At 65.9% G+C, this 13,362-nt stretch carries 11 protein-coding genes and 1 pseudogene; 8 read left to right on the plus strand and 4 right to left on the minus strand.

The features are described from left to right. Positions 1–87: 87 nt before the first annotated feature. On the minus strand, positions 88–1,416 hold the full coding sequence (locus tag HU729_RS22685) for an MFS transporter (protein ID WP_186711612.1): 1,329 nt from the start codon (positions 1,414–1,416) through the stop codon (positions 88–90). Between the two features lie 161 nt (positions 1,417–1,577). Between HU729_RS22685 and HU729_RS22690 the strand changes: the two genes are divergently transcribed. The 3 genes from HU729_RS22690 (at position 1,578) to HU729_RS22700 (ending at position 5,532) form a co-directional block, all read left to right on the plus strand. Next, complete coding sequence (locus HU729_RS22690) at positions 1,578–2,675, plus strand: sugar diacid recognition domain-containing protein (protein ID WP_186665274.1); 1,098 nt, start codon at positions 1,578–1,580, stop codon at positions 2,673–2,675. Positions 2,676–2,796: 121 nt separating this feature from the next. Next, positions 2,797–3,936, plus strand: coding sequence for a glycerate kinase (locus tag HU729_RS22695; RefSeq protein ID WP_186711613.1), 1,140 nt, complete (start codon positions 2,797–2,799; stop codon positions 3,934–3,936). A gap of 282 nt (positions 3,937–4,218) precedes the next feature. Continuing rightward, complete coding sequence (locus tag HU729_RS22700; RefSeq protein WP_186711614.1) at positions 4,219–5,532, plus strand: PAS domain-containing methyl-accepting chemotaxis protein; 1,314 nt, start codon at positions 4,219–4,221, stop codon at positions 5,530–5,532. Positions 5,533–5,542: 10 nt separating this feature from the next. On the opposite strand, the gene HU729_RS22705 is transcribed toward HU729_RS22700, so the two are convergent. The 3 genes and pseudogenes from HU729_RS22705 to HU729_RS22715 all read right to left on the minus strand — a co-directional run bounded on the left by HU729_RS22705 (position 5,543) and on the right by HU729_RS22715 (position 7,175). Beyond that, a complete protein-coding gene (locus tag HU729_RS22705) occupies positions 5,543–6,091 on the minus strand; it encodes a lipocalin family protein (protein WP_186711615.1) in 549 nt (182 codons plus the stop codon). A gap of 205 nt (positions 6,092–6,296) precedes the next feature. Then, a pseudogene (locus tag HU729_RS26070) lies at positions 6,297–6,377 on the minus strand (hypothetical protein); the annotation flags it as partial. Positions 6,378–6,434: 57 nt separating this feature from the next. Beyond that, positions 6,435–7,175 carry an enoyl-CoA hydratase-related protein gene (locus HU729_RS22715; RefSeq protein WP_186711616.1) on the minus strand — a complete coding sequence of 247 codons (741 nt, stop codon included), beginning with the start codon at positions 7,173–7,175 and terminating at the stop codon, positions 6,435–6,437. Positions 7,176–7,272: 97 nt separating this feature from the next. Between HU729_RS22715 and HU729_RS22720 the strand changes: the two genes are divergently transcribed. The 5 genes from HU729_RS22720 to HU729_RS22740 all read left to right on the plus strand — a co-directional run bounded on the left by HU729_RS22720 (position 7,273) and on the right by HU729_RS22740 (position 13,316). Beyond that, a complete protein-coding gene (locus HU729_RS22720) occupies positions 7,273–7,917 on the plus strand; it encodes a TetR family transcriptional regulator C-terminal domain-containing protein (RefSeq protein WP_186711617.1) in 645 nt (214 codons plus the stop codon). 70 nt (positions 7,918–7,987) lie between these two features. Then, entirely contained in the window at positions 7,988–8,704 is a 717-nt protein-coding gene (locus HU729_RS22725; RefSeq protein WP_186711618.1) for a response regulator, read from the plus strand. Between the two features lie 4 nt (positions 8,705–8,708). Continuing rightward, the gene (locus HU729_RS22730; protein ID WP_186665260.1) at positions 8,709–9,482 is read left to right on the plus strand and encodes a transporter substrate-binding domain-containing protein; all 774 of its coding nucleotides are present in this window, start codon (positions 8,709–8,711) and stop codon (positions 9,480–9,482) included. After that, the gene (locus tag HU729_RS22735; RefSeq protein WP_186711619.1) at positions 9,479–11,737 is read left to right on the plus strand and encodes an ATP-binding protein; all 2,259 of its coding nucleotides are present in this window, start codon (positions 9,479–9,481) and stop codon (positions 11,735–11,737) included. Before HU729_RS22730 ends, HU729_RS22735 begins: the two co-directional genes overlap by 4 nt. A gap of 166 nt (positions 11,738–11,903) precedes the next feature. Then, positions 11,904–13,316 (plus strand): amino acid permease, encoded by a 1,413-nt coding sequence (locus tag HU729_RS22740; protein WP_186665258.1) that lies wholly within the window; start codon positions 11,904–11,906, stop codon positions 13,314–13,316. Positions 13,317–13,362 lie beyond the last annotated feature (46 nt).

Here is a 13,362-nt window from a genome sequence, read left to right on the forward strand (position 1 = left end):
TGGCGGGCGATGGCAGCGGTGACAAGGCGGTGCTGGAACGGTACCTGGGGCAGTTCCAGCAGCCTTGATGCACGCGGCCCGCAGGCCTCAGTTGGCCCGTGCGGCGTTCAGTGCCCCGGCGCGCGACACGCGCAGGGCCACCAGGCTGCCCAGCACGATCACACCCGCCAGCGAGTACAGCGCCGCGTCCGTCGAGCCGGTCTGGTCCTTGATGAAGCCCACCAGATACGGGCTCAGGAAGCCGGCCATCTGGCCCACCGAGTTGATGATCGCCAGGCCCGCGACAGCGGCACTGGCGCTGAGCAGCGCGGTCGGCATCGGCCAGAACATCGGCAGGCCAGTCAGTGCGCCCATGGTGGCGATGGACAGGCCCAGGATGGCCACGGTCGGGTTGCTGGCGAAGTTGACCGCGATCAGCAGGCCGATGGCGCCCATCAGCATGGGCACCACCAGATGCCAGCGGCGTTCGTTGCGCAGGTCTGCCGAGCGGCCGACCAGGATCATGAACACCCCGGCCAGCAGGTAGGGGATCGCACTCAGCCAGCCGATCAGCAACGGGCTGTCGAAGCCCAGGTTCTTGATGATCGAGGGCAGCCAGAAGTTGATCGCATAGACACCGCTCTGGATGCAGAAGTAGACGAAGCCGAAGGTCCAGATCAGTGGGTTGGTCAGTACGGCCAGCACGCTGTCGCCGGTGGTGCTCGGCTTGCTCGCGGCATCGGCGGCGAGGTCCCTGGCGATCAGTTGGCGCTCGCTGTCCGACAGCCAGGCGGCCTTCTGATAGCCGTCGCTGAGCAGGAACACCGCGAGTATGCCCAGCGCCACGGTCGGCAAGCCCTGGATCAGGAACATCCACTGCCAGCCCGCCAGGCCGTGCTGGCCTGCGGCGAAGTGGTCGAGAATCCAGCCGGAGAACGGCCCGCCGAGCAGGCCCGAGACCGGGATCGCCGACATGAACAGGGCCATGATGCGCCCGCGCCGATCAGCCGGGAACCAGCGCGAGAGATACAGGACCACGCCGGGGAAGAACCCGGCTTCGGCGGCGCCGGTGAACAGGCGCAGCACGTAGAACTCCATCGGTGTGGTGACGAACAGCAGGCAGGTCGAGAGCGTGCCCCAGGCGATCATCATCACCGCGATCCAGCGCCGGGGGCCGAAGCGGTTGAGCGCCAGGTTGCTGGGCAGGCCGCAGAGCACGTAGCCGATGAAGAAGATCCCGGCGCCCAGGCCGTAGATGGTCTCGCTGAACTTCAGTGCGTCGAGCATCTGCAGCTTGGCGAAACCGACGTTGACGCGGTCCAGGTAGTTGAACAGGTAGCAGATGAAAATGAACGGGATCAACCGCAGGGTGATGCGCCGGTACAGCGCATTGCGGCTGGGGTCTTGGCCTTGGTCAGGGGCAGGGCTGTGTGCCATGATGAAATTCTCTGTTGTTATGGTTGTCACGCGGCGCCTGTCCCGGCGCTCGCCTGAAACGAGTCTCGGCGAGCAGGGCGCCGCTGTCTTTGTGCTTTTGCACAGCGTAGGGCACGCACGGCTGTGCTGCGGAACAAAGTCTGCCACTGCAAGGAACCCACATGTTCGAGCTAGACCACGACCTGGCCCAGGATATCGTCGACCGGGCGATGGCGATCCTGCCGTGCAACGTCAATGTCATGGACAGCCAGGGCCTGATCCTGGGCAGCGGCGAGCCAGAGCGCATCAACACTCGTCATGAGGGGGCACAACTGGTCCTGGCCAATGGGCGTATCGTCGAGCTCGACAGCGAGGCGGCCAAGTGCCTCAAGGGCGTGCAGCCGGGGGTGAACCTGCCGTTGATGCTCGACGACCGACTGATCGGCGTGCTCGGCCTGACCGGCGATCCGCAGCAACTGCGCACCTATGGCGAGCTGGTACGCATGACCGCCGAGATGCTCCTGGCCCAGCGTCACCTGCAGGTCGAACAGCAGTGGCGCCGGCAGCGCTGCGACGATCTATTGGCGCTGCTGCTGGGCGGCAGTGGCGATTCACCCCGGCTGGTGGACGAAGCCCGGCAACTGGGGCTCAAGCCGCAACTGGCGCGGGTGCCTTGCCTGTTCGAGCTGGAGGGCGGCCCACCGGGCGAAGTGCTGTCGGCCTGGCTGAGCAGCCGTTATCCGGACAGCTGGTGCGTCAGCCCGGCGCGTCAATCGCTGCTCTGGTGCCGCCCGGCAACCGTGGCGCTGGACGAGGTGCGCCTGATCGAACGCTTGCAGCGCCATGGCTGGCAGGTCCAGCGCCTGGCCCTGGGCAGCGTGGCGCAGAGCCTGGAGCAGTTGCGACGAGGTTATCGCCGGGTCCGCGACTTGTTGGCCTATGGCCGCGAGATAGTGCCCGGCGAGCGCGTGCTGAGTTTGTCGCGCTACCGCTTGCCGGCGTTGCTCTGGCGTCATCGCAATGACGACGCCCTGGACGAATTGCTCGAACCGCTGCAACGCATCCGCGCCAAGGATGCCAGCGGGCAATTGCTCGCCACCCTGCGCGCCTGGTGCGCCCATGACGGACAAAGCCAGGCGTGCGCCGATGCCTTGGGGATTCATCGCAACAGCCTGCGTTATCGACTGGAGCGTATCGCTGAACTGGGCGAGGTGGATCCGCTGCGTCTGGAGGGGATGCTGAGCCTGTACCTGGGCTTGCAACTGCTGCCTGCCGAGTGAGCCTGGGGAGCCGGGCGAAGGCATTTGCCCAAACAACCGCTCGGACGTTTTGTGCATCCGACCGAGGCCGCTCTGGCTCGCAGCTGTCAGCATGCGGGCTAACAGGACCAGAAGATTCCCCATGAAAATCGTCATCGCCCCCGATTCGTTCAAGGACAGCCTCGATGCCGCCGGTGTCGCCCGGGCGATCAGCGCCGGGCTGGCCAGGGTCTGGCCCGAGGCCGAGCGTGTCGAGTGCCCGATGGCCGATGGCGGTGAGGGCACCATGGAGGCGATCGTCGCGGCCACCGAGGGCGAGCAGCGCCGCCAGGTGGTGCGCGGTCCGCTGGGGGCGCCAGTGGAGGCGAGCTGGGGCTGGCTGGCGCAGAGCCGTACCGCCGTGATCGAGATGGCCCAGGCCAGTGGCATCCAGTTGCTGCCCAGCGGTGAGCGCGATGCCTGCCGCAGCAGCACCTGGGGCACCGGGGAGCTGATTGCCGCAGCCCTGGCGGCAGGTGCGCAGCGTATCGTGCTGGCCATCGGCGGCAGCGCCACCAACGACGCGGGCAGCGGCATGCTGCGGGCGCTGGGGCTGCGGTTGCTGGACAGCGAAGGCCAGGCACTGGCCGAGGGCGGCTTGGCCCTGGCGCAACTGGCACGCATCGACGCCAGCGACCTCGACCCACGTCTGGCCGAGGTACAGTTCGAGGTGGCGGCGGATGTCGACAACCCCTTGTGCGGCCCCAACGGCGCCTCGGCGATCTTCGGCCCGCAGAAGGGCGCCACGCCTGAGCAGGTGCTGCTGCTGGACCAGGCCCTGGGGCACTTTGCCGACCACTGCGCGCAGTTGCTGGGGGAGGATGTGCGTGAGTTTCCTGGTTGCGGTGCGGCCGGCGGCATGGGCTTTGCGGCCAAGGCGTTCATGGGCGCGCGTTTTCGTCCCGGGGTTGAAGTGGTGGCGGAGCTCGCTGGGCTGGACGGGCTGGTGCAGGGCGCGGACCTGGTGATCACCGGCGAAGGACGTTTCGATGCCCAGACCCTGCGCGGCAAGACCCCGATGGGCGTGGCCCGCGTGGCCAAGCGTCATGGTGTGCCGGTGGTGGTGATTGCCGGCACCCTGGGGGAGGGCTACGAGGCGTTGTATGCCCACGGCATCGATGCCGCGTTCGCCGTGACCAGCGGGCCGATGACGCTCGAGCGCGCTTGTGCCGAGGCCGGGACGCTGCTCGAGGCGCGGGCGGGGGATATCGCACGGCTGTGGCAGGTGGCGCGGGGGGTGTAGGCGCTATTTCTTTCGAGGGGGTTGTGTGGGGGCGAACACCTGTCCGCCCCCACGAATCCCTCCAGCCAACCCCAACGTCACACAACCGTTCATCGGATCAGAACGTTATTTTGTAACGGCTAATAGCACTTTGATAGCGGCTCTCGGTCTTTCCTGAGATGCTGCATCACATTCTCGTTTGAAAGTGACGGGCCCACGGAATCCGGGGCCTGACGGCCACCAGGGAAGCTGGCTTGCAGGATGCGTGAGTGCTTTACCACACAACTGTTCGCAAGGTGTCCCATGTTCGATCGAAAAATCAAAGCTCGGCTCGCGGCAAGCGAGGCCGAGGTCAAACGCCTGCGTGCGGTGCTCGAGCAACTGGAGCAAGGCAGCCTGGCCCTGCGTCTGGATGCCAACCTGAGAATCATCGCCTGCAACGAAGCATGCGCCGCCGCGCTTGCACAACCCTCGAGGGCGCTGATCGGGCGGCCGCTGAGCGATATCGTCCCCGGCTACGTGACAACCTTGCCCTGCTACCGGCAGTTCACCCAGGCCATATCACGGCTGGAGCCGGTGGCCGACGACTATCGTTTCCTGCGCGCCGACGGCCACATGGTCTGGCTACGCCTGAAGTGGTTGCCAGTGCGCGGCGAGGACGGACGCCTGGACTATGTGCAGGGCTACGGCAGCGAGGTGTCCGCCGAGGTCGGTCAGCGCCTTGAGAACACAGCCTTCATCGACGCGCTGTTCCGCTCGACGGCGATCATCCAGTTCGACCTGAGCGGCAACATCGTCACGGCCAACGAACGGTTTCTCGAGGCCATGGGCTATTCGCTGGAGCGCGTGCTCGGCCAGCATCACCGCCTGTTCTGTCCGGCCGATGAAGCGGCGACACCGGCCTACACGGAGTTCTGGAAGACCCTCAACAGCGGGCGCTATGTCGCTGGGCGCTTCCGCCGACTGGACAGCCGTGGGCAGGAAGTCTGGCTGGAGGCCAGCTACAACCCGGTCTACGACGCCGAGGGCAAGATCAGCCGGGTGATCAAGTTCGCCTCGGTGATCACCGACCAGGTGCGCAAGGAGCAGGATATCCGCCGCGCTGCGCAAATGGCCCTGGAGGTGTCGCGCAACACCGACGTCAGTGCCCGCGAGGGGGCGAGCGTGGTGCAGGAAGCGGTGCAGACGATGCAGGCGGTGGCCGATCAGATGCACAGCGCCTCGAGCACCATCGAGGCGCTGGGCAAGCAGTCGGTGGTCATCAGTTCGATCGTGCAGACCATCGGCAGCATCGCCTCGCAGACCAACTTGCTGGCGCTCAACGCTGCCATCGAAGCGGCCCGCGCGGGCGAGCAGGGGCGTGGGTTTGCCGTGGTCGCCGATGAGGTGCGCCAGCTTGCAGCGCGCACCAGCGCGGCGACCGAAGAGATCGTCGCGGTGGTGGCGCGTAACCAGCAACTGGCCGATCAGGCAGTGGTGGAGATCGAAAACAGCCGCGAGCAGGCCGGGGTCGGGCTGACCCTCGCAGGCCAGGCGGGCAGCGCCATCACTGACATTCAGGAAGGCGCACGCCGCGTGGTGCAGGCGGTCGGACAGGTGACCCAGGACCTGCGCTGAGCCGCAGGCCTCAGTCGGGCTGGCGCCAGATCAGTTCGCGGGTGTCGTAGCCGCGCTGGCGAGCGACTTCGAGCAACTGGTTGCGTGTGCGTTCGCTCACTGTCGGGGTGCGTGACAGCAGCCACAGGTACTCGCGATTCGGGTGGCCGACCACGGCCACGCGGTAGTCCGGATCGTGGTACAGCACCCAGTATTCGCCCTTGGCGGTATCGGGCGCCAGTTTGCTGAACCAGTTGTCGAACCTCACCCACAGCTTGTCGGTCTGGCCGGGTTGCTGCAGTTGGGCGATGCCGGTCGCCTGCTGCCAATCGCCGTCTTCGTCACGGCAGCGGTTGGTGACATCGACCTGGCCATCTTCGCGCAGTTGGTAATTGGCCTCGGACTGCACGCAGTCACGCTGGAAGAACATCGGCAGGCGTGCCAGTTCGTACCATTTGCCCTGGTACTGCTCGAGATTGACGGGCATGGTCTTGGGTGGCGGTTTATCTGGCGAAGCGCCGACACAGGCGCCCAGGGTCAAGGCCAGACAGGGAATCAGCAAGGTGGCGCGAATCGCCATGAATAACCTCCGCAATGAATGTGTTGTCACTAGTTGGACACCGGACGTTGGTGAAAGTTGAATCTTTCAGCGTGGCTCCAGTGCCGCGTTCATCATTCGCTCTAGCCCGGCGTACTCGGCGTGGCTGGCCAGGTAGGCGTCGGCGCGCGCTGGCGACGAAGGCGGCATCGACGCGCCCGTCCTGCAAGGCCTGCAACGCCATGTGATGGGTGCCGACGTACACCAGCGCGCCGAAGTAGCGTTGCAAGGGCGTGGTCACCTGGGCGGCGAACTCGACGCTCGGCACCCGGCTGCCGGAGGTGCTGACTGGTGGTGAAATGCTTCTATCGGGTGCAGCCTGCTCCTACACCAACGCCTGCAACGCCGCGCGGGCTTGCTCGCTGGCCAGGCGTTCGATGAACAATGCCGCCTCCCGTTTTACGGTCTCCTCCAGTTCCCGGCGCTGTCCATCCTTGAGCAGGCGTTTGCTGATCCGCAGGGCCTGCTGGGGCATGGCTTGCAAGCGCCTGGCGAGCGCTACCGCGGCCGCCAGGCACTGTTCGCCGTCGTCATGCAGCTCGTTGGCCAGGCCCCAGGCCAGTGCCTGTTCGCCGCTGAGCAACTCGTTGGCCAGCAGCAGCCGCGCCGCCCTTTGATGCCCGAGCAGACGTGGCAGCAGCAGGCTCGAGCCGAATTCCGGGCATACACCCAGGGGGGCGAAGGGCATGCGCAGTTTCGCCGAGCGGCTGACCAGCACCTGGTCGCAGTGCAGCAGCAGGGTGCAGCCGATGCCGATGGCGGGCCCGTTGGCGGCGGCGAGCAGCGGCTTGTCCAGTGCCAGCACGGTGCGCATCATGCGAAACACCGGGCTGTCCAGATCACGTGGAGGGTTGTCGAGAAAGTCGCGCAGGTCATTGCCAGCGCTGAAGCAGGTCGCACCGCCGGTCAGCAGGATCACCTCGACGGCCGGGTCCTCGCTGGCCGCCTGCAGATGGCGGTCCAGTTCGCTGTACATCGCGTTGTTGAGCGCGTTGAGCTTGTCGAGGCGGTTGAAGGTCAGGGTCAGCAAACCCTGGTCGAGGGCGCAGGTGATCAGGTCGGACATGGCAGGCATTCTTGTTATTGGCCGGAGCACAGGGTTTATCACGCGCTGCGCCTTGTTGTACAGTCGTTCAGCCCAACCCGCCGCGACGAGAATCCGCATGACCCAGGAAGCCCGCTACAACCGCATGGCGCCCGAAGAACGCAAGGCCATCCTGGTCCAGGCGACCCTGGCCTGCCTCAAGCGCGATGGCTTCCAGGGCGCGTCGATCCGCAAGATTTCCGCCGAGGCGGGCGTGTCGGTGGGGCTGATCAGCCATCACTATTCGGGCAAGGACGAACTGGTCGCCGAGGCCTACCGGGCCGTGACCGGGCGGGTCATGGGCCTGCTGCGCGAGGCCATGGCCCAGGCCGCACCCAATGCCCGCGAGCGCCTGTCGGCGTTCTTTCGCGGATCGTTCTGCGCCGAGTTGCTCGACCCGCAGTTGCTCGACGCCTGGCTGGCCTTCTGGGGAGCGGTGAAGACCGCCGAAGCGATCAACCAGGCGCACGACCATTCCTATTCCGAATACCGCAACGAACTGGCCGCGCTGCTGGCGGCGCTGGCAGCGCAGGAGGGCTGGCAGGCCTTCGACGCGGACCTCGCCGCGATCAGCCTGAGCGCCTTGCTCGATGGCCTGTGGCTTGAGTCGGGGCTCAACCCCAACACCTTCACCCCGGAGCAGGGCGTGCAGATCTGCGAGGCCTGGGTCGATGGCCTGCAGGCGGGTGGGCGTCGACGCTTCAGCCTGCCGGGAGGCTGTTGATCGGTCGTTCAGTACCGGGTAGGCTGCTGGCGCGGGTTTCAGAACAACATCAAAGAAGAGACCACACGCAATGACACCTCGGGTACTGGTCGTCGACGACGATCCGCTCATTCGTGACCTGTTGCAGGCCTATCTCTCGCGGGAAGGCTACGACGTACGCTGCGCCGACACTGCCGAAGAGGCCGAGCGCTGCCTGGCCAGCCAGCCGGTGGACCTGGTCATGCTCGACATCCGCCTGCCGGGCAAGGACGGCCTGACCCTGACCCGCGAGCTGCGGGTGCGCTCGGAAGTCGGCATCATCCTGATCACCGGACGCAACGATGATATCGACCGCATCGTCGGCCTTGAATGCGGCGCCGACGACTACGTGATCAAGCCGCTCAACCCGCGCGAACTGGTGTCGCGGGCCAAGAACCTGATCCGCCGTGTGCGCCACGCCCAGGCAAGCCGCCCTGGCGCCATCGCCAGCCCTTGCCTCAAGCAGTTCGCCGACTGGGCGCTGGACAGCGACCGGCGCCGGTTGATCGACCCGCAGGGCGGTGAAACCCTGCTGACCCATGGCGAGTTCCAACTCCTCAGCGTGTTCCTGCGCAACAGCGGCCATACCCTCAGCCGCGACCAGTTGATGGACCAGATCCGCAACCGCGAATGGGTGCCCAACGACCGTTCCATCGACGTGCTGGTCGGCCGTCTGCGGCGCAAGTTGCACGACGACCCGGCCGAACCGCAACTGATCATCACCATCCACGGCACCGGCTATCTGTTCACCGCCAGCGTGGCGGCCTGAGATCATGCGCGGCCTGTGCTGCCTGGGCCTGTGGTTGTTGAGCCTGCCGGCGTTCGCCGGGCAGCCGGTGCGCTATTGCGACTATCCGGTGTACCCGCCGGTATCCTGGAGTGATGGCAAGCAGGTGCGGGGCCTGGCGCCGACGGTGGTGCGCGAGTTGTTCGCACGCCTGGGGCTGGAGGTGCAGATCGTGGTGCTGGGCAACTGGAAGCGCTGCCTGCTGGACGCGGCCGAAGGGCGGGTGGATGTGGTGCTGGCCTACAGCAGCGAGCAACGTGACCAAGGCATGCGCTTCTCCCGTGTGCCGGTGCTGCGCGAGGAGGTCGCGGTGTTCGTCAACCGCAAGCGGCCGGTACGTTTCGAGCGGCTCGACGATCTTGCCCGCTATCGCGGCGGGCTGCTGTTCGGCGAAAGCTACGGCCCGGCCTTCGACCGTTTCGTTGCCCGTCACCAGAACATCGAATGGGTGTCGTCCAGCCAGCAGAATTTTGGCAAGTTGATTCGCGGGCGCATCGATTTCGTGATCCAGGAGCGGCGCACGGGCGAGCTGTTCGTCGAGCACCTGCCCGGTGCGGGCGATATCCAGGCCCTGCCTGCGGCGCTGAGTGTCGACTACCTGCGTGTCGCAGTCTCGCGCCATAGCCCCTTGAGCCTGCGCATGGACGAGATCGACGCGCAGTTGCAGCAAATGACCGAGCGCGGCGAGATCGACAACTGGCTGCATCAGAGCGAAGTGACCTACCGCGACATGATCGCGCAACCGGCAGCTGCACGATGATCCGCCTGCGTGCCGATGGCCTGCTGCGCCGCCTGCTGCTGTTCATCCTGCTGTTCAGCCTGTGCTTCACCGTGCTGGCCAGCGCCGTGCAGCTGTATTTCGAGTACCGCCGCGAGATGCGCGATATCGACGCGCGCATGGAACTGATCCGCGCCGGTTACCTGGCGAGCCTGGAGCGCAGCCTGTGGGACCTGGACCAGGAGCAGCTCAACGTGCAGTTGCGCGGGCTGGTGGACTTCTCCGATGTGGCACGGGTGCGGCTGGACAGTAGCGACTTCCAGCTGCTGCAAGGCCAGCCAGAACCTGCGGGGCCGCTGCGCATCGAGCGCTTCGCCCTGGATTTCCAGCCGCCCACCGGGCCGACGAGGCACCTTGGCACGCTGGAGGTGAGCATCGACCTGGGCGCGGTGCACCAGCGCCTGTTCGCCACCGGGCTGACCAGCCTGCTGTGGATGAGCGTGTTTCTCTGCGGTTTGGCCGTGGCGCTGTCGGGGTTGTTCTATCGCTTGGTCACGCGCCATCTGCAGGTGATGGCCGAGTTCGCCCGGCGTGTCGCTGCAGGCCACTGGCAGGAGCCGCTGCGCCTGGACAAGCGCCGCTCGGCCCGGGTGGACGAGATCGATACCGTGGCCCATGCCCTGGACGACATGCGCCGGGCGATCCTGAGCGATATCGAGCGTCGCGAGCAGGACCGCCTGGCCTTGCAGGGCAAACGTGACGAGTTGCAAGCCATGGTCGAGCGGCGCACCGAAAGCCTGGCGCGTGCCAAGGATGAGGCGGAGGCGGCGAACCTGGCCAAGTCGCGCTTCCTGGCGACCATGAGCCATGAGTTGCGCACCCCGCTCAACGGTATTCTCGGCATGGCCGAGTTGCTGCGTGGCAGCAGCCTCGACCCTCAGGCAAGCAGGCGTCTGGAGGCGCTGTACAAGGCGGGCGAGGGCTTGTCGGCGATCCTCAACGAGGTGTTGTTCTTTGCCCGCCTGGAAGAGGGCGAAAGCCATCCCGAACCTGTGGACTTCTCCTTGCGCCGGCTCTGCGACGAGGTGCTGACGCTGCTCGAACCCCGCGCCACGGCCAATGGCACCGAGCTGGACTGCCATGTCGATACCCGGCTGGCTGCGCATCAGTTCGGTGCCGAGCAGTACTTGCGCCAGGTGCTGAGCAACCTGCTGGCCAACGCGATCAAGTTCACCGAAGGCGGGCGGGTCAGCCTTGAGGTGCAAGTGCTGCAGGCGCAGCGCCAGTGGGTGCGGGTGCAGGTCAGCGATGACGGTATCGGCATCGCCCCGGCGATGCAGGCGCGGATCTTCGAGCGTTTTACCCAGGCCAGCGAAACCGTGGCTAGGCGTTACGGCGGCACAGGATTGGGGCTTGCGATCTGCAAGCACCTGATCGGACGCCTGGGCGGTCGGATCGGCGTGGACAGCCGCGAAGGTCAGGGCAGTTGCTTCTGGTTCGAGGTGGAGCTGCCCGCGGGCCGCGACGTTGCCGCCGAGTCCGCCAGCCAGGGGCTTTCGCCTGCCCTCGAGATCCTGGTGGTCGAGGATGTGGCGCTCAACCGCGAGGTGGCGGGCGGCTTGCTCGAGCGTGACGGGCACCGTGTCAGCTTCGCCGAGGATGCGACGCAGGCGCTGGCGGTCTGCGCGCAACGACCCTTCGACCTGCTGCTGCTGGATGTGCACCTGCCGGGCATGAGCGGTGTCGATTTGTGCCGGCAACTGCGTGCTGGCGCCGGGCCGAATCGGCAGACGCGAATCCTGGCCCTGACGGCGGGCGTGCAACCGGCCGTGGTACGCGGCTACCTGGAAGCCGGGATGCAGGGGGTGCTGGCCAAGCCGTTGCGCCTGGACAGCCTGCGTCGTGCACTGGCGCAGGTCGAGCCGCTGCCGACAGTGACCGCCCCGGACACCGCCCTCGACCTGGCCCTGCTGCAGACCCATCGCCAGTTGCTGGGGGAGCAGAAAGTCCAGGGGCTGTTGGCTGTGTTGCGCCAAGGGCTAGACGAGCAACGCGGGGCATTGCTCGATGCACTGCGGCTCGGCGATTGCACCCAGGCTGCGGACCTGGCCCATCGCCTGGCCGGCAGCAGCGATTCGCTGGGGTTGTGCGGGTTGGCCACGACGTTGCGGCGTGTCGAGGCCGTGGCGGTGGCGCTGGACGCCCCGGCGCTTCAAGGGTTGGAGCAGCCCCTGCAGAGGGCACTGGACGAGGCACGCAGGTTGCTGGAACGGCTGATGCAGAGCGGTCGTACATAATTCTTACGACTTTTTACATCTTCGATCTTCAGCTTCAACGTCCGCTTACATCGCTTTCCAATAATCCAGGACAACCGTGTGGTTCGCGGTCCGTCAGGCTTATTGGAGATAAGAATAATGAAAGGTCCCAAAGCTCAGCCCAACGCCATTATTGTGGAGGTGCGTCATGTCTGAGCCCTCCGAACGCAAAGGCATCCACCTCACTCGCGCGCTCAAGAGCCGGCATATCTTCATGTTGTCGTTGGGCGGCGTGATCGGCACCGGCCTGTTCATGGGCTCCGGGGTGACCATCAACCAGGGTGGCCCGATGGGCGCAATCCTGGCTTACCTGGTGGCAGGCTTGCTGATGTACCTGGTGATGGTCTGCCTGGGTGAGCTCTCGGTGCAGATGCCGGTATCGGGCTCGTTCCAGGCCCATGCGACGAAATACATCGGCCCGGCCACGGGCTTCATGATCGGCTGGGTGTACTGGATGAGCTGGGCCACCACCGTGGGCCTGGAGTTCACCGCCGCCGGCATGCTGATGACCCGTTGGTTCCCCGAGGTGCCGATCTGGTACTGGTCGGCGCTGTTCGTTGCCGTGCTGTTCGGTCTCAACGCCCTGGCCACCCGGGCGTTCGGTGAGGCCGAATATTGGTTCTCGGGGGTGAAGGTGGCGGCGATCCTGGGCTTTATCATCGTCGGCATCCTGGTCATCTTCGGCGCCATCCCGCTGACCAGCGGCGCACCGGCGCCGATGCTCGACAACCTGGTTGGCGACTCGCTGTTCCCCAACGGGCTGCCAGCGGTATTCGCGGTGATGATGACCGTGGTCTACGCCTTCCAGGGCTGCGAGATCATGGGGGTGGCGGCAGGCGAGACCGACCAGCCGGAAAAGAGCATTCCAAGGGCGGTGCGCAACGTGGTGTTCCGCGTACTGATCTTCTACGTGCTGGCCATCGCGGTACTGTCGGCCATCGTGCCGTGGCAGCAGGCCGGGCTGATGGAAAGCCCGTTCGTGCAGGTGTTCGACATGGTCGGCATCCCGTACGCGGCCGACCTGATGAACTTCGTCATCCTTACCGCCATTCTCTCGGTGGGCAACTCCGGGCTGTACGCGTCCACGCGCATCCTCTGGGCCATGTCCAAGAGCGGCATGGCACCGAAAAGCCTGTCGCCACTGAGCTCGCGCGGTGTACCGCTGCGTGCGCTGAGCATCACCCTGTGCTTTGCCCTGGTGTCGCTGATGACCAGCTTCATTGCCGCCGACACCTTGTTCATGGTGCTGATGGCGGTGAGCGGGATGTCCGGGACCGTGACCTGGATCGTCATCGCCCTGGCGCAATACCGCTTCCGCCGTACGTTCCTGCGCGAGGGCGGCAAGCTCGAGGACATCAAGTACCGCGCGCCTCTGTACCCACTGATCCCGCTGCTGTGCATCACCCTGTGCAGCTCGCTGTTCGTGTTCCTGGCACTGGATGAAACGCAGAGGCCGTCGCTGTACTGGGGCTTTGGCTTCATTGCCCTGTGCTACCTGGCGTACTTCGTGATGAACCGCAAGCGTTCGCAGACCTTGGTGCCGACGGCGCCTGGGGTTTGAATCTTCGCTGAGGCCACTGGCCTTTTCGCGGGCAAGCCCGCTCCTA

Origin of the sequence: Pseudomonas sp. RW10S2 (assembly GCF_014268985.1) — a bacterium.
GTDB lineage: Bacteria > Pseudomonadota > Gammaproteobacteria > Pseudomonadales > Pseudomonadaceae > Aquipseudomonas > Aquipseudomonas wayambapalatensis.